The sequence below is a fragment of the Algirhabdus cladophorae genome, from assembly GCF_044772865.1.
Taxonomy (GTDB): domain Bacteria; phylum Pseudomonadota; class Alphaproteobacteria; order Rhodobacterales; family Rhodobacteraceae; genus Algirhabdus; species Algirhabdus cladophorae.
Map to the genome: position 1 here is coordinate 2,469,074 of NZ_CP173029.1, position 15,347 is coordinate 2,484,420.

A 15,347-nucleotide genomic window follows, 5' to 3' on the forward strand; every position below is an offset into this window, starting at 1 on the left:
CCGCCTATTAGATGATCTAGGACTCTGTGGATGGCTCGCGGTCGGGTATCTTACAGGTCACATTTTTGGAGCTGCCAACATGACCCGCCCGGTTTTGGTGTTTGCAGCCGCAACCCTTGTGCCCGTGGCTCTGCTCGCCTGCGGTGCACTGATGGGCGGCGGCTGGCTTATCGCCGCTTGTCTGTACCTGACGTTGTTCACCGCAAGTCTGGATGAATTGATCCAGTTTGCAAGCGAAGACGCGCCTGATGGTGCTGAATTTCCAGCAGCAGATGGGCTGTCGGCGGCATTGGCACTCAGTCACTTTATGCTTTGGCCACTTGCAGTTAGCGCCATTTCTGGGGCGAATGGCGCGGCCAACTGGGAACAATTTCTAGCGTTGATTTGCTTTGGTCTGTTTTTCGGGCAAGTGTCCAATTCTAACGCGCATGAGCTGATCCACAAAACAAATTACACCATGCACAGCCTTGGGAAATGGGTCTATATTTCGTTGCTTTTTGGCCATCACACCAGCGCCCATGTCTACATTCACCACCGGCATGTAGGCACCCGCGACGACCCGCAAACGGCCCGTTTTGGCGAATCGTTTTACCGATATGCCGTGCGGGCATGGCGCGGATCCTTCAAACAAGGGCTGATCGCCGAGAACAGAATGCAACGCATGCGGTACCAACGCCTAAAATTTAGCCACCATCCCTACACGCATTATTTGCTGGGGGCCTTAGTCATGTTGGGCTTTTCGCTGGTTATCGGTGGCTGGGCTGGACTGGCTGCATTGTTGGCTTTGGCAGGCTACGCCCAGACGCAGCTTTTGCTGTCTGATTACGTCCAGCATTACGGCCTGAAGCGGCAGATCATGGACAATGGCAAGGTCGAACCTATCGGGATCGAACACTCTTGGAACGCGCCGCATTTCTTTTCCTCGGCGCTAATGCTGAATGCGCCACGCCATTCAGATCACCACGCCCATCCCAGCAAAAACTATGCCAGCCTCGCTCTGCCCGGCGCTGACGAAGCGCCGATGTTGCCGCGCAGTCTGCCTGTGATGGCTGTGGTCGCTTTGTTCCCACCGTTCTGGCGCAAGGTCATGGATCCGCTGGCGATGCAATGGCAGCCGGAAACGCGCGACACGTTATCAATTGCTGCGCAGTAGCTGCTTATTGCTGATGCACGCAATATTGACTGGCCTCATCACATAAAGCCCGCCATGGTAGCGCTATGAAACAGCTTATTAGTGTAGTCTTGCTTGCCTTGAGCACCTTCGCAGCACAGGCCGAAACCCAGCTTAGCCCTGAGGAATTTGAGGCCTATGTTTCGGGCAAAACCCTTTATTTTGCCTCTGAGGGTCAATTGCCCTACGGCGCCGAACAGTACCGGGCGGACCGACGCGTGCGCTGGTCGTATCTGGACGGTGAATGCAAAGAAGGGCAATGGTTCGTAGATTTGGATTTGATCTGCTTTGTCTATCACGACAGCCCTGAACCCCAGTGCTGGAGCTTCTATGCAACAGAAAATGGCCTCAAGGCCCTGTTTGAAAACGACCCAGATCAAACAGTGCTGTACGAGGTCTCCGAAGCAAGCGGCCCCTTGCAGTGCTACGGTCCCGAGGTAGGGGCCTAATCAAACAAGCTTCCCTGATCAGGCTTAGGTGTGCTGGAACGCCGCTTGGCCTTAGCAGTTGTGACCGCCTCGCCCAAGGCCACACGGCCATCAGAAAACTCAACTTCCAGCGATTGCGCGGCTTTGGCGGCTTTGGCGTTGGTCACAACAGCCCCGTCGCCGCGCACGATTGCATATCCACGGGCCAGCGTTTCGTTCGGACCAAGGCTTTCGCGCAACCGCTCAAGTCCCGCTAAGCGGTCCTGCGCCTGACGCAGACGGCGCACACCCACACCTTGCAAACGTTTGAGCATCACATCCAAATCCCGCGCCTTTTGCGCTGTGTCCCGTTGCAACACCTCTAACCGCAGCCGTTGTCCAACATCCGATAAACGTTGGGCCTTCATCTGGTTGATCCGCTGCATGGCGGGCCGCAACCGTTCTGCGCGATCTTGAACCCGGCGCAAGTCGGCCGCAATCGGACGACCCAACAGGCTGGGTTTTAGCGCACCGGCGCGTTCCGTAAGCTGGAGTTGCTTGCGCGCAACTGCAGCGGTCAGGGCTTTGGGCAAGCGCCCGTCCCATTGATCAAAGCGTTGTTGCGCCCCTTGGATCAAAGCCGCCGGCGTCCCAAGGCCCCGGGATACATCACCCAAGCGTTGTTGACGTTGACGGACTGCAGATAGAACCGAACGCTTGAGCCGTGCGTCTTGTTCTTCGACCCATGCCAGCAATTCCATGCGCACAGGCACCGCCATTTCGGCCGCTGCCGTGGGTGTCGGCGCGCGTTTATCCGAAACAAAATCGATCAAGGTGGTATCGGTTTCGTGGCCCACCGCAGAAATCAGAGGGATTTGGCTGGCGGCAGCCGCGCGCGCGACGGCTTCTTCATTAAAGCCCCAAAGGTCCTCAATCGCCCCGCCCCCACGGGCCACGATCAAAAGATCAGGCCGCGGGATCGGATCAAGCGGACCAAGGGCGTTAAAACCTGCAATGGCGCGCGCCACTTCTGGCGCGCAGGCCTTGCCTTGAACCGCCACAGGCCAGATCAGCACGTGGCGCGGAAACCGGTCTCGCAAGCGGTGCAAAATATCGCGAATAACAGCCCCAGATGGCGAGGTGATCACCCCAATGACATTTGGTAAAAACGGAATTGGCCGTTTGCGCGCAGGATCAAACAGCCCTTCAGCCTTGAGTGCTGCTTTGCGTTTCTCCAACATAGCCAGCAGCGCGCCTTCGCCTGCCACTGTCATTTCATCCACGTTCAAATTGTAGCGCGACTGCGGGCCAAACGCCGACAGCTTGCCGGTCACGATGACCTCCATCCCTTCCTCAGGACGGACACTGAGGCGGGCGGCTTGCCCCTTCCAAGTGGTGCAATTCAAGACGTTACGATCATCTTTGACATCATAATAAAGGTGACCAGACCGGGCCTGAACGACGCGCCCAATCTCACCTCGAACACGTACCCGCCCAAAGGCGCCCTCAAGGGCCTTCTTCACCGCCCCCGAGATTTCAGAGACGGAATATTCCGGTGTGTTTTGTCCCGGTGACGGCTCGTCAATAAGATCCATGCAGTGCTGCCTTGTGGTCGATTGGCTTGCACCATAGAACGAGGACAAACAAAGGCCAAGCAAGGGGTGCGATCCGATGAACATTCTTATTTTGGGAAGCGGTGGGCGCGAACATGCGTTGGCATGGGCCGTGTTGCAAAACCCCAAATGTGACCGCCTGATCGTGGCCCCTGGCAATGCGGGGATCGCAGAAATCGCAGATTGCGCGACGTTTGACATCAACGATGGCGCCACGGTTTGCGCATTTGCCGAAGAAGAGGCCATCGATTTCATTATCATCGGACCAGAGGCCCCTTTGGCCGCAGGCGTCTCTGACGATTTGCGCGCCGCTGGATTTTTGGTGTTCGGCCCCTCCAAAGCCGCAGCCCAGCTAGAGGCCTCAAAAAACTTTACAAAATCGGTCTGTGATGCAGCCAATGCCCCGACGGCAGACTACGGCCATTTCACAGATGCAGCCGCCGCAAAGGCCTATATCGCCGAACAAGGCGCTCCGATCGTTGTCAAAGCTGATGGATTGGCCGCTGGCAAAGGCGTGATCGTCGCCATGACACTAGCCGAAGCGGACGCCGCCGTGGATGATATGTTTTCCGGCGAGTTTGGCGTGGCGGGCGCTGAAGTTGTGATTGAAGAGTTTATGGAAGGCGAAGAAGCATCGTTCTTCGTTTTATGTGACGGCACCGACATTTTGCCAATTGGCACCGCCCAGGATCACAAGCGTGTGGGCGACGGCGACACAGGACCAAACACAGGTGGCATGGGCGCCTATTCCCCTGCCCCGGTTTTGAACGATGACATTGCAACCAAAGCCATAGAGCAAATCGTCAAGCCGACAGTGGCCGAGATGGCCCGCCGCGGCACCCCCTATCAAGGGGTGCTCTATGTGGGCTTGATGATCAAAGACGGACAGCCGCGACTGGTAGAATACAACGTCCGCTTTGGCGATCCCGAATGTCAGGTTTTGATGATGCGTTTGGGCGCGCAGGCGTTGGATGCGTTGCAAGCCTGCGCCGAGGAACGTCTTGCGAATATGAGAATCCATTGGGCAGACGATCATGCGATTACTGTGGTTATGGCCGCTGATGGTTATCCGGGCAGCTATGAAAAAGGCAGTGTGATCAAAGGACTAGACAACATCACAGCCTCTAGCAGCCAAATGGTATTTCACGCAGGCACAACAGAAGTGTCTGGTGCAATCACGGCCACAGGCGGGCGGGTTTTGAACGTCACAGCCCGTGGTCCAGACCTGCAAACGGCACGGGATCGCGCCTATGCACTGTGCACAGACATCGACTGGCCGGATGGGTTCTATCGGTCGGATATTGGATGGCGCGCGCTTTAATCTGGGCGCTGTTCAGCAGGCCTGTGCTTGCCTTACAGAGGCCACGCCGTTGAAAGCCCCACGATCTGTTTGAGTGATCCCCTGCGGGCCGAAACCCACCTCGATAATGCGCTGCCATCCTGCATCAACCATAACCATCGTTGATCCTGTGCTGCAGGTGCGCAGACCGCTGGTGATGAAGTCTTCGCCGATCCGGTGGTTTGTCAGGCCGGGCTGATCGACGACATGGCGCAATTCACCGCCCTGATAGCGCCAAATGCGCAGGGTTTTGGCAAGGTGGGGCCGGTCGATATAAGCAAGTTCAGTCGCGCCGTCGCCATCAAAATCGGCTGCACCAACAGGTGCCAACCAACGATTGCGGCGTCCAATAAACGGAGTGCTGGCGATTTTACCACCAGGGCCATAGATCGCCAAAGATCCACCAAGCTCCTGATCGCTTTCGATGACGATGACTTCGGCCGCCCCGTCGCCATCAAGATCCTGGACACGCGGTGCCAGATCCTCAAAGACGCGCGATTGCGGCAATCGGATCAAAACGTTAGGGCCGCTGGACATGTGCAATCGCAGCGCCCCATATTCAATGGCATCACCTAACACGCCATGGGCATAGCGCGTTGTCGGCTCGGTATATTCAGCGCGTATGATGGTCTGGGCCGTCAGTGTTGTGGCAGATAACGCCAAAGCGCAGACCATCATAAACGCGGCTGACAGGGTCATGGTCTAGATCTGCTTTTCAGGCATTTGAACAATGAGGCCGTCCAACGCGTCGGTGACTTTTAACTGGCAGGTCAAGCGCGATTGCCCGGGCTTAGGCTCGTAGGCGAAATCAAGCATGTCCTCTTCCATCGGGTCCATCGGCGTCAGTTTTTCGACCCACTCAGGGTGCACATAAACATGACAGGTGGAACAGGCGCAGGCACCGCCACAGTCGGCTTCGATGCCAGGGATATTGTTGTCGCGCGCGCCTTCCATGACAGTCAAGCCCGTGTCAACGTCCACCACATGTTCGGTACCGCCATGCTCAATATATGTAATTTTTGCCATTGCTTGATCTCCTGAGTGCATCTGTTGGTCAAAAGCATTAAATCAGCCTTTTAGATTCTGCCAGCATCTTGCGTTATCGATAATTTGTTCTATTTTTGTTCTTGTCATGGAAGTCACCAACGCCCCTAATAATTGGCCCAAACCGCCTGCTGCTATTCCCGCAAATATGCTGGCTGATCCGCCTGTGGGGGCAAAGGTCGTTGTGGCTGGGCTGGTGCTGGTGCGACAGCGGCCTGGAACAGCCAAAGGCGTGATCTTTTTGACCCTCGAAGACGAGACCGGCACATGTAACGTTGTTGTTTGGCGCAAGATTTATGAACAGTACAGACGTGCCGTGATCGCTGGCAGGTTGCTGCGGGTTGCGGGGCGCATGCAACGCGAGGCTGGTGTGACCCATATCGTCGCTGAGCACATCGAGGACGTGTCGTATATGCTGGATGATCTGTTGCGCACGGAACCCGCACGGGCCGCGGATCAGCCGTAACTGGCCCAAAACAAAGGCAAAAGCCCCAATTCACTGGTCAAACAGCCTCATTTGCGTTAATCGGGGGACAAAGGGCAATAGACCCTAGAGGCAAAGAACGCAGTGATGCCAACCAAAAAGCTCTTAACTGGCGTAGTTTTCGCCAGCATTCTGTCAGGCTGTGTCGCAGGCACAGGCGCAGATGTTGCGCCCAGCCCGCAAGTCACACGGGCCTTGGCCAGCCCGCCACCCGGCGCGGATCCAGCGGCCTGCTGGGGGCGCGACGCCACACAATCGGTTATAGAAGATCGCGAAAAGCTGGTCTTGGTACAACCGGCACAGATCGAATTGGATGGCACCGTGCGCCAACCGCCGATCTACCGCAACGAAGTCCGCCCAACAGTGATCGTTCCGGGCCGTGAGATTTGGTTTGAGGTGCTTTGCCCTGCGCAGGTAACGCCGGAATTTGTGGGATCTGTGCAACGTGCCCTCGCGGCGCGCGGGTTTTACAAAGGGCCTATTTCACAACGTATGGATGCCCGCACCCTGCGGGCCGTGCGCAAATATCAATCCCCGCAAGGCTTAGACAGTTCAGTGTTATCCCTTGCTGCGGCGCGCAAACTGGGCCTTGTGGCTTTGCCACGGGATGAACAGATTGATCTGGGCGCGTTGATAGAAACCCAGCCAGCGCCTGCAAACTAAAAAGGGCGCATCAAAGGATGCGCCCCTAATTCGTCGGTTATCCGATGGTTATTGCAGAGCTACCGCCACAAAGCGTGGCTCGCCAGCGCGCCGGATCAACAACAAAAGCGATTTACGGCCAGAGTCTTTGGCGCTTTGGATGCGGGCCTCAAGATCCGCAATCTCAGCCACTTTTTGTTGACCAGCCTCGGTAATCACATCGCCTGCACGCAGACCTTTTTCAAAGGCGGCACTGGCCTCGTCCACAGCCTTTACGACCAAACCTTGCGCCGTTTCTGGCAGTTCAAGCTGCTCACGCAACTCGTCCGTCAGCGGACTGACAGTCATGCCAAGCACCTCTTTTTCGGCGGGCGCTTCTGGTTCGGCAGGGGTGGCCACGGCAGGCACTGCGCCTTCGGCGGTCTCACGACGACCCAAAGTCACCAACAAAGTTTGCGTTTTGCCGTCGCGGTGCACCAAGACGCGCACGGCTTTACCGACTTCTGTGTTGCCTACTTTTTTGACCAAACCACGCGTATCGCCAACTTCAACACCGTCAAAGGACATGATCACGTCGCCTGCCAGCAGACCTGCTTCTTTTGCAGGGCCATCCGGGACATCTGTGATCAACGCGCCGGATGCTTTTTCAAGACCGATGGCTTCTGCAACATCCTCGGTGACGTCTTGGATGCGTACACCCAACCAGCCGCGACGCGTTTCACCAAACTCTTGCAATTGGTCAACAACCCGCGTGACAACGCCAGATGCCATGGCAAAGCCGATCCCGATGGACCCACCATTTGGCGACAAAATAGCAGTATTTACACCGATTACTTCGCCATTCATGTTGAACAACGGACCACCCGAGTTGCCACGGTTGATGGCGGCATCGGTTTGAATGTAGTCATCGTAGGTGCCGCTAAGGGCCCGATTACGGGCAGAAACGATGCCAGCGGACACGGAAAAACCTTGGCCCAATGGGTTACCCATTGCCATGACCCATTCACCGACGCGTACAATGTCGCTATCGCCAAATGGTACGAACTTTAGTGGGGCATCGCTTTCGACCTTAAGAAGGGCGATGTCGGTGTTTTTATCAGTGCCGATCACTTCTGCAGGCAATTCAAAGCCTTCGAAGAATTCGATCATGATTTCATCAGCGCCTTCGATGACGTGATTATTGGTAACGATATAGCCGTCCTCCGAGATCACAAAACCCGAGCCCAATGCAGATGAACGGCGCGGAGCACCGTCTCCACCATTGGGCAAGTTGTTAAAGAAGTCTTCAAAGGGGCTGCCTTCGGGGACCACGCCCTGTGGTCCGGTACGTCCAGCCACAACTGTTGAGGTCGTGATATTGACCACGGATGGGCTGATCTGTTCTGCCAGATCAGCAAAACTTTCTGGGGCACCACGGGCTGCGGCCATCATGGCCTGAGCCAAAAATAGGGCCACACCCAATACAAGCACGGTCAAACCGCGCAATGCCGCAGGTGCGGTTAGTGATTTCTGGGGTAAAGTGATTGCCTGAGGTTTCACCGAGCTCTCCTTTTTCATGTCTATGCGGACCGTGCCGCCTGAACCTAATAGAAAGGTAGGATGGCAGGGATGCAACGCCAAGTCCCCTAACGCATTAACACTTGCCCGTTACGAAGGTGTGAAGAATTTTAACGATATGTTTCAAAAACCCAAGGATTTTGCGGCCCAAATCAGCACAACACCAAGTCCAACGGCGCCCAGCCCCATGTACCGACGTGTCTCAACTGGAATTTTTCGGAAGGTTTCCAGCAAGTCTTCCAAACGGGAAGGGGCCAGTGCGAACACCAGCCCCTCCAATACCAATACCAGCCCAATTGCCAGCAGGACGATCCCCATTACTGTGGCGTGTCCGATTTCAAGTAGTCAAAGAACTCGGAGTCTGGTGACAAAATCATGGTCGAGTTGTTGCCCTGCAGCGCACGTTGGTAGGCCGTCAGCGAGCGATAGAATTCAAAGAATTCTGGATCACTGCCAAAGGCACCGGCGAAGATCGCGTTACGTTCTGCATCCGCTTCACCACGGGCGATTTCGGCCTGACGCTGGGCGTCTGAGGTCAATTCCACCACGGTTCTATCCGCAAGGGCGGTGATCCGTTGCGCGGCCTCACGACCACGGGCCCGTTCATCCGTTGCTTCCCGTTCACGTTCTGCGCGCATCCGCGCGAAGGTGGCTTCAAGGTTTTCACGTGGCAAGTCGGTGCGCTTCAAACGCACGTCAATGACTTCGATGCCCAAGGCACGCGCCTCGGAAATCGCACCGTTGCGGATGCGCAGCATCAGGGCAGCACGGTCTGTGGACAAGATATCGTTGGACGACACCGAGCCCAAAACTTCGCGCAATTCAGACCGCAAGATACCGTCCAGACGACGGGCCGCAGCGGCTTCGCCACCCGTACCCACCGCTTGGCGGAAGAGTTCTACATCAGTGATCCGGTAACGTGCAAACGCATCGACAACCAAACGACGATCATCCAGCGGTGTGACCTCCAACGGGTCCACATCGCGGCTGAGGATACGGTCATCATATGTGACGACCTCTTGGATCAGCGGGATTTTAAATGCCAAACCCGGATCTTCTTTGACCGAGACAACCCGACCAAACTGCAAAACAAGCGCCTTTTGACGTTCATCAACGATAAAGATCGACGAAAGCAAACCCGCAATCACGATCACAATGATGGGCAATATAAGAGTAGAGCGGTTCATTAGTTTGCCCCCGTGTTGGATCTACGAAGTTCGTTCAAAGACAGGTAAGGCACAACACCTTGGCCGCCGGCACCGCCAACGCTCTCGTCCAGAATGATCTTGTCGACGCGGCCCAAGACCTCTTCCATCGTTTCAAGATAGAGACGTTTTCGGGTCACTTCGGGCGCCTTCTGGTATTCCCCCAGAACAGCCGTAAAGCGGCTGGCCTCACCTTCGGCTTCGTTCACCACGCGGGCACGGTAGCCTTCAGATTGTTCCAACAGTTGTGCAGCTTCACCGCGAGCCTGCGCCAGAACACGGTTCGCGTAAGCGTCCGCTTCGTTTTGCAAACGGTCGCGTTCCTGTTCGGCCGCTTGAACGTCGCGGAATGCGTCGATCACGGATTGTGGCGGGTCGGCTTTGTCAAAGTTGACACGCACAACGTTCACGCCAGAGTTATAGCTGTCCAACGTGGATTGGATCAGATCCTTGAGCCGGTCCGCAATTGCACCCCGGTCCCTGTTGAGGATCGGCGCTAATTCGGACTGTGCGATAATCTCGCGCATCGCAGATTCCGATACGGCCTCAATGGTTTGTGGCGGTGCGGCAAGGTTAAACAGATATTGTGAGGGATCGATGATGTTCCAAACAACTTGGAAATCGATGTCCACGATGTTTTCATCCCCCGTCAACATCAGACCCGCATCGGACCCTGCCCGACCAACGCCCACGTCGATGGTTTGTTCGCGGGTCACTGGGATCACTTCTGCTGTGACCACGGGCCATGGCGCAAAGTTCAGGCCCGGATTGCCGACACAGGGGTCAATACATTGGCCCAAAGTCAGCTCGACCGATTGTTCTTCGGGTTTGACCGTATAAAAACTGGCCCAAGCCCATACGAGCAAAGCGCCAACAGCCGCAAGACCGATTGTTCCACGGGTCAGCATCGGGCCTTGGCCACCGCCACCGCCCATGCCGCCACGGCCATCACCACCGCGACCGCCCATGAGGACGCGCAGTTGATCCTGGCCCTTTTTTACAATCTCATCGATGTCGGGGATGCCGTCGGGCCCCTGCCCGCGTCCACCGCGTCCACCGTTATTTCCTCGGTTGCCACGATCATCATCGTCGCCATTTCCGCCGCCGCCGCCCCATGGGCCGCCGTTATTTCCAGCCATATGCTTGATAGTCTCCTGAAGTGGTCTGAAATCGTCCATTATCTTGGTATAGTAGTTGAGTGTGTTTGTCAGTTTTTCAAGGTGTGGCCATGCTCTAGTCGGTCACACGAACCGGTGATTTCATCGTCACCAGTTCTTCGGACATAGTTGGGTGCACTGCGCAAGTCTGGTCAAACTGTTCTTTTGTTGCCCCCATTTTGACAGCGATCCCTGCCAGTTGGATCATTTCACCCGCGTGGGGGGCGACAATATGACAGCCCAAAACAACCCGCGTTGCCTGTGAAACAACCAACTTCATCAACACCCGATCTGTGCGGCCCGCAAAGGCCTGCTGCATGGGTTTGAAGGATGTGGCGTAGATCTCGACCGGTTCTTGGTCGCGGGCCTCTTCTTCCGACAGGCCGACTGTCCCCATTTCGGGTTGAGTGAAGATCGCTGAAGGGATCAATTCGTGGTCAACCTTTGTTGGATTGTCTTTGATCGCGGTCTCTACAAACGCCATACCTTCGCGGATGGCAACAGGGGTCAGTTGCACGCGGTTCGTCACATCACCCACGGCATAGATGTTTTTTACATTGGTATGCGAGTAGTCATCTACAACAACCTCTCCGCGACGTCCCAATTCAACACCAACCTCGGCCAAACCCATATTGTCAGTATTGGGTGAGCGACCCGTGGCGAACATCACGTGATCAAAGACCTGTTCATCACCATTGGTGGCTTTGACCCAGATGCCTGCGTCACGCTTTTCCATCTCGATGATGTTACAGCCAGTATGCAGTTTCACGCCACGCTCACACATCTGGTCTGCGACCATACCACGTGCCTCGTCATCAAAGCCGCGCAAGATTTGAGCACCGCGGTAGTATTGCGTCACATCAACGCCCAAACCGTTTAAAATACAGGCAAATTCAGAAGCGATATAACCACCGCCGACAATCAGCATCGTCTTAGGCAGTTCTGTCAGGTTGAAAATATCGTTCGACGTCAAACCGTGCTCGGCACCGGCCATATCAGGCACAACGGGACGCCCGCCCATGGCCAGCAAAATGGTTTTTGCTGTGACAGTCTCGCCCGAGGACAATTCAATCGTGTGGGCGTCTTTTAGAACGGCGCGGGCATCATAGGTGGTCACGCCAGAATTTTTCAGCAGGTTTTGGTAGATCCCTTCGAGGCGATCCAGTTCCGAGTTCATGTGGCCGCTAAACGTTTTCCAGTTAAAGCTGCCGTTTTCCAGCTCCCAACCGTAAGCGCGGGCATCTTCGAACATTTCAGAGTATTCCGAGGCAAACACCATCAGCTTTTTTGGAACACATCCACGAATGACGCAGGTCCCGCCCATCCGGTATTCCTCGGCAAGGCCAACTGTCACACCTTCGGCAGCCGCAACCCGCGCGGCACGAACACCGCCCGAGCCACCCCCGATGACAAAGAGGTCAAAATCATAGGCCATAGCAGTCTTCCTTAGTCGCTTAGGTCGCTGAACAAATTGTCGTTGTCCAGAAAGTCAATTTTATCTGTTTCAACCGTGCCTTCGTTGATGTCGCGCACTTCTACGCGGCCATCGCCGTAGCCGATCACCACTGCGTCACAGATATCAATGAATAGTCCATTTTCAACGATGCCTGGAATTTGGTTGATCACAAGACTGAGTTGGCGCGAATTGGCGATGCGGTTAAGGTGCATATCAAGGATGTAATTGCCTTCATCGGTCATAAAGGGCGTGTCACCATTCAGGCGCAAAGTGGTCGTACGGCCCATGACATCCATTCCGACCAATGTCTCTTCGATCAGGGCTTTGGTGGTTTGCCAGCCAAAGGGGATCACTTCCACAGGCAACGGAAAGGCACCGAGGGTTTCGACCTGCTTGCCAATGTCTGCGATCACCACCATGCGATCACTTGACGTGGCCACGATCTTTTCTTGCAACAACGCACCACCGCCGCCTTTGATCAGGTTCAAATTGGCATCATATTCATCCGCCCCGTCAATGGTCAGATCCAACCAACGGGCCTCATCCAGCGACGTAATCTCGATCCCGACCTCGCGGGCCAAAGCCGCTGTGCGCGATGATGTGGGCACGCCAGTAATTTTGAGGCCCTCTTCGCGCACCATCTCGCCAAGGCATTTGACCAACCACGCCGCTGTCGATCCGGTACCAAGCCCAACTTTCATGCCGTTTTCGACATAATCCGTTGCACGTTTTGCCGCGACGAATTTGGCTTTGTCGATGGGCGACAGATCAGATGGCATAGCAGCGACTCCTCAAACGAATGCCGCCTTATAGGCCAAGGCCGCTGGCGATGCGACCCACCCAGCTTCTTCTTTGTTAAAAATCCCTTCAACAGGCCGTCAACACACGCCACATGTCGTTTTTAGCGGTACGCCCAGAGCGTCCGTGCCATAAAGCAAAGCAATCACTAGAGGCGCATGAGCATGTTTTTATCGGTTTTTGAGATGTTCAAGGTTGGGATCGGACCGTCGTCCTCTCACACTATGGGGCCTATGGTTGCCGCCGGCCAGTTCCTAGAGACATTGCGCGCGGCACCTTTTGCTGTGCATGGGCTCAAGGCGTCGCTGCACGGGTCATTGGCCTTCACTGGTGTAGGTCATGCCAGCGATCGTGCGGTTGTGCTGGGCCTTGCCGGATTCTTGCCCGACACCTACGACGCCCAGCGCGCCGAAGCCGCTTACCAAGACATTCAAGCCAACAAAGTCGTCGCCCCTCAGGATCTGCCAGTGTTGGCGTTTGATCCTAAGGCCGATCTAACTTTTGACTACGGCCCCAACCTGCCCGGCCATGCCAATGGGCTGAAACTGCATGCGACAGATGCCCAAGGCGATATTATCCTGTCAGAGACCTATTATTCGGTAGGCGGTGGCTTTGTCTTGACCGAGGCAGAGTTGGCTGCAGGCAAAGACAGTGACGATGGTCCAGCAGTGCCACACCCGTTCAAATCCGCCGCAGAAATGTTGGAGATGTGTCGCACCACCGGCCTCAGTATCGCAGCCCTCAAACGCAAGAACGAGTTGTCGCGCATTGGTCCTGATGCTTTGGACAAAGGTCTGATGCGGATCTGGGACGTGATGAACGCCTGCATTGACCGTGGCATGGCCCGTGACGGTATCCTTCCTGGTGGTTTGGGGGTGAAACGGCGCGCCAAGGGCATTCACGAGGCGCTGATGGCCGAACGCGGCATGAACCTGACCGCCCCCCATACAATTAACGACTGGATGTCGCTTTATGCTATGGCCGTGAACGAGGAAAACGCAGCCGGAGGCCAAGTCGTCACAGCGCCCACCAACGGGGCCGCTGGGGTTGTGCCAGCCACCATCCGCTATTGGCTGGACCACGTGCCCGGCGCCGCGGCCTCGCGCGTGCCTGAATTTTTGCTGACTGCCGCCGCTATCGGTGGACTGGTCAAACACAACGCCTCGATCAGCGGTGCCGAATGCGGGTGTCAGGCAGAAGTCGGCAGCGCTAGTGCAATGGCCGCCTCAGGACTTGCGGCCGTAATGGGTGGCACGCCTGAGCAAATTGAAAATGCCGCCGAAATCGCGTTGGAACATCATCTGGGCATGACCTGCGACCCGGTCAAAGGGTTGGTGCAGGTCCCTTGTATCGAACGCAATGGCTTGGGCTGTATCAAAGCGGTCTCTGCGGCGTCTTTGGCGCTGCGCGGTGATGGCACGCATCTGGTGCCGCTAGATGCCTGTATCGAGACAATGCGCCAAACCGGTGAGGACATGTCGGCAAAATACAAGGAAACATCTCTGGGCGGGCTGGCTGTGAACGTGCCCAACTGCTGATGCGCGCTGATCGTCCCCTTCTTGGTATTTTTCTGATGATCGGCTTTGCGGTGTTTGCGCCAGGCATGGATGCTATGGCCAAACTGGTGGCCAGTGATATCCCCGTAGGCCAGATCGCCGCCTTCCGGTTTTCAATCCAAGCCGCCCTTTTGATCCCAGTGGCCATAGTTTTAGGCCACGCACACTGGCCCACGTTTCACGAAGCTGGCTTGCACCTGCTGCGTGCCGTTTTGATCGTGGTCGCCACCAGCTGCTTTTTTTACGCGTTGCGCTCTATGCCGATTGCCGATGCCATTTCGATCTTCTTTGTCGAGCCTTTCATCCTGACCCTGCTCGGTGGATTGATTCTGAAGGAGGCTGTCGGCCTGCGCCGTATTATTGCCTGTCTCGTGGGCTTTGGCGGCGCTTTGCTGGTCATCAAACCCAGCTTTGCCGAACTTGGATTGGTCGCGGCTTTGCCCTTGGTCACGGCCCTATTGTTTGCATTTTATATGTTGCTGACCAGAAGCATGGCCCAAAAGATGAACCCAATCGCCCTGCAAGGCTATACCGCCGTGGCCGCTATGATCATCGTTTTTCCCAGCTTGGCCCTGATGGATGGCACCGGCTCGGCTCTTTTGGACCCTGTCCTGCCCACATCAAACCAATTGATCTGGCTCGTGGGCGTCGGGGTTATGGCCACATTCACCCATATCATGCTGTCCTTCGCGCTGGCCTTTGCGCCCGCCTCAACCATTGCCCCGCTGCAATATATCGAGATTATTTCCGCCACCTTGTTAGGCATGTGGATCTTTGGCGATTTCCCTGACGGGCTGACCTGGATTGGTATTGCGATCATAGTAGGGTCAGGCATTTACGTGTTTCATCGCGAACGTCTCGCACAATCCGCAACCTGAACCGCCAAGGCAAAGCACACTTGCCGACTATAGGCTTTTA

Annotated in this window: 16 protein-coding genes; 7 read left to right on the forward strand and 9 right to left on the reverse strand. The window is 55.9% G+C overall.

Going from position 1 to position 15,347, the window contains the following annotated elements; genetic code table 11:
* Nucleotides 1-79 precede the first annotated feature (79 nt).
* Both ACIRQ6_RS11790 and ACIRQ6_RS11795 read left to right on the forward strand, forming a co-directional pair.
* Nucleotides 80-1,153 (forward strand): alkane 1-monooxygenase, encoded by a 1,074-nt coding sequence (locus ACIRQ6_RS11790; RefSeq protein WP_420860786.1) that lies wholly within the window; start codon nt 80-82, stop codon nt 1,151-1,153.
* A gap of 65 nt (nt 1,154-1,218) precedes the next feature.
* Nucleotides 1,219-1,620, forward strand: coding sequence for a hypothetical protein (locus ACIRQ6_RS11795; RefSeq protein WP_420860788.1), 402 nt, complete (start codon nt 1,219-1,221; stop codon nt 1,618-1,620).
* Here the strand turns inward: ACIRQ6_RS11795 and xseA are convergent.
* Entirely contained in the window at nt 1,617-3,173 is a 1,557-nt protein-coding gene (gene xseA, locus ACIRQ6_RS11800) for an exodeoxyribonuclease VII large subunit (protein WP_420860789.1), read from the reverse strand. The genes ACIRQ6_RS11795 and xseA overlap by 4 nt on opposite strands.
* A 76-nt stretch (nt 3,174-3,249) precedes the next feature.
* Between xseA and purD the strand changes: the two genes are divergently transcribed.
* On the forward strand, nt 3,250-4,512 hold the full coding sequence (gene purD / locus ACIRQ6_RS11805; protein WP_420860790.1) for a phosphoribosylamine--glycine ligase: 1,263 nt from the start codon (nt 3,250-3,252) through the stop codon (nt 4,510-4,512).
* Between the two features lie 12 nt (nt 4,513-4,524).
* Here purD and ACIRQ6_RS11810 read toward each other — a convergent pair whose 3' ends face one another.
* Entirely contained in the window at nt 4,525-5,229 is a 705-nt protein-coding gene (locus ACIRQ6_RS11810) for an FG-GAP repeat domain-containing protein (protein ID WP_420860791.1), read from the reverse strand.
* 3 nt (nt 5,230-5,232) lie between these two features.
* Complete coding sequence (locus ACIRQ6_RS11815; protein ID WP_420860792.1) at nt 5,233-5,556, reverse strand: 2Fe-2S iron-sulfur cluster-binding protein; 324 nt, start codon at nt 5,554-5,556, stop codon at nt 5,233-5,235.
* A 106-nt stretch (nt 5,557-5,662) separates the two neighbouring features.
* On the opposite strand from ACIRQ6_RS11815, the gene ACIRQ6_RS11820 reads away from it, so the two are divergent.
* Nucleotides 5,663-6,040, forward strand: coding sequence for an OB-fold nucleic acid binding domain-containing protein (locus ACIRQ6_RS11820; protein ID WP_420860793.1), 378 nt, complete (start codon nt 5,663-5,665; stop codon nt 6,038-6,040).
* A 105-nt stretch (nt 6,041-6,145) separates the two neighbouring features.
* Nucleotides 6,146-6,721, forward strand: coding sequence for a peptidoglycan-binding domain-containing protein (locus tag ACIRQ6_RS11825; protein WP_420860794.1), 576 nt, complete (start codon nt 6,146-6,148; stop codon nt 6,719-6,721).
* Between the two features lie 48 nt (nt 6,722-6,769).
* Here ACIRQ6_RS11825 and ACIRQ6_RS11830 read toward each other — a convergent pair whose 3' ends face one another.
* The 6 genes from ACIRQ6_RS11830 to rpiA form a co-directional block, all read right to left on the reverse strand.
* Nucleotides 6,770-8,257: a DegQ family serine endoprotease gene (locus ACIRQ6_RS11830; protein WP_420860795.1), complete on the reverse strand. Its 1,488-nt coding sequence runs from the start codon at nt 8,255-8,257 to the stop codon at nt 6,770-6,772.
* 123 nt (nt 8,258-8,380) lie between these two features.
* A complete protein-coding gene (locus ACIRQ6_RS11835; RefSeq protein WP_420860796.1) occupies nt 8,381-8,575 on the reverse strand; it encodes a DUF2065 domain-containing protein in 195 nt (64 codons plus the stop codon).
* Nucleotides 8,575-9,444 carry a protease modulator HflC gene (hflC, locus tag ACIRQ6_RS11840; protein ID WP_420860797.1) on the reverse strand — a complete coding sequence of 290 codons (870 nt, stop codon included), beginning with the start codon at nt 9,442-9,444 and terminating at the stop codon, nt 8,575-8,577. Before hflC ends, ACIRQ6_RS11835 begins: the two co-directional genes overlap by 1 nt.
* The gene (gene hflK, locus ACIRQ6_RS11845; protein WP_420863903.1) at nt 9,444-10,601 is read right to left on the reverse strand and encodes an FtsH protease activity modulator HflK; all 1,158 of its coding nucleotides are present in this window, start codon (nt 10,599-10,601) and stop codon (nt 9,444-9,446) included. Before hflK ends, hflC begins: the two co-directional genes overlap by 1 nt.
* Before the next feature lie 94 nt (nt 10,602-10,695).
* A complete protein-coding gene (gene gor / locus ACIRQ6_RS11850; RefSeq protein WP_420860798.1) occupies nt 10,696-12,054 on the reverse strand; it encodes a glutathione-disulfide reductase in 1,359 nt (452 codons plus the stop codon).
* Nucleotides 12,055-12,065: 11 nt separating this feature from the next.
* On the reverse strand, nt 12,066-12,854 hold the full coding sequence (gene rpiA / locus ACIRQ6_RS11855) for a ribose-5-phosphate isomerase RpiA (protein WP_420860799.1): 789 nt from the start codon (nt 12,852-12,854) through the stop codon (nt 12,066-12,068).
* Nucleotides 12,855-13,037: 183 nt separating this feature from the next.
* On the opposite strand from rpiA, the gene ACIRQ6_RS11860 reads away from it, so the two are divergent.
* Nucleotides 13,038-14,411 carry an L-serine ammonia-lyase gene (locus ACIRQ6_RS11860; RefSeq protein WP_420860800.1) on the forward strand — a complete coding sequence of 458 codons (1,374 nt, stop codon included), beginning with the start codon at nt 13,038-13,040 and terminating at the stop codon, nt 14,409-14,411.
* Complete coding sequence (locus ACIRQ6_RS11865) at nt 14,411-15,307, forward strand: DMT family transporter (protein WP_420860801.1); 897 nt, start codon at nt 14,411-14,413, stop codon at nt 15,305-15,307. The genes ACIRQ6_RS11860 and ACIRQ6_RS11865 overlap by 1 nt, the downstream gene beginning before the upstream one ends.
* The last annotated feature ends 40 nt before the right edge of the window (nt 15,308-15,347 follow it).

Coding starts and splice junctions, on each gene's coding strand:
- ACIRQ6_RS11820 (WP_420860793.1), top strand. CDS start 5,663: ATGGAAGTCACCAACGCCCCTAATAATTGGCCCAAACCGCCTGCTGCT.
- purD (WP_420860790.1), top strand. CDS start 3,250: ATGAACATTCTTATTTTGGGAAGCGGTGGGCGCGAACATGCGTTGGCA.
- ACIRQ6_RS11835 (WP_420860796.1), bottom strand. CDS start 8,575: ATGGGGATCGTCCTGCTGGCAATTGGGCTGGTATTGGTATTGGAGGGG.
- ACIRQ6_RS11860 (WP_420860800.1), top strand. CDS start 13,038: ATGTTTTTATCGGTTTTTGAGATGTTCAAGGTTGGGATCGGACCGTCG.
- gor (WP_420860798.1), bottom strand. CDS start 12,054: ATGGCCTATGATTTTGACCTCTTTGTCATCGGGGGTGGCTCGGGCGGT.
- ACIRQ6_RS11830 (WP_420860795.1), bottom strand. CDS start 8,257: ATGAAAAAGGAGAGCTCGGTGAAACCTCAGGCAATCACTTTACCCCAG.
- xseA (WP_420860789.1), bottom strand. CDS start 3,173: ATGGATCTTATTGACGAGCCGTCACCGGGACAAAACACACCGGAATAT.
- ACIRQ6_RS11810 (WP_420860791.1), bottom strand. CDS start 5,229: ATGACCCTGTCAGCCGCGTTTATGATGGTCTGCGCTTTGGCGTTATCT.
- rpiA (WP_420860799.1), bottom strand. CDS start 12,854: ATGCCATCTGATCTGTCGCCCATCGACAAAGCCAAATTCGTCGCGGCA.
- hflC (WP_420860797.1), bottom strand. CDS start 9,444: ATGAACCGCTCTACTCTTATATTGCCCATCATTGTGATCGTGATTGCG.
- ACIRQ6_RS11790 (WP_420860786.1), top strand. CDS start 80: ATGACCCGCCCGGTTTTGGTGTTTGCAGCCGCAACCCTTGTGCCCGTG.
- ACIRQ6_RS11865 (WP_420860801.1), top strand. CDS start 14,411: ATGCGCGCTGATCGTCCCCTTCTTGGTATTTTTCTGATGATCGGCTTT.
- hflK (WP_420863903.1), bottom strand. CDS start 10,601: ATGGCTGGAAATAACGGCGGCCCATGGGGCGGCGGCGGCGGAAATGGC.
- ACIRQ6_RS11795 (WP_420860788.1), top strand. CDS start 1,219: ATGAAACAGCTTATTAGTGTAGTCTTGCTTGCCTTGAGCACCTTCGCA.
- ACIRQ6_RS11815 (WP_420860792.1), bottom strand. CDS start 5,556: ATGGCAAAAATTACATATATTGAGCATGGCGGTACCGAACATGTGGTG.
- ACIRQ6_RS11825 (WP_420860794.1), top strand. CDS start 6,146: ATGCCAACCAAAAAGCTCTTAACTGGCGTAGTTTTCGCCAGCATTCTG.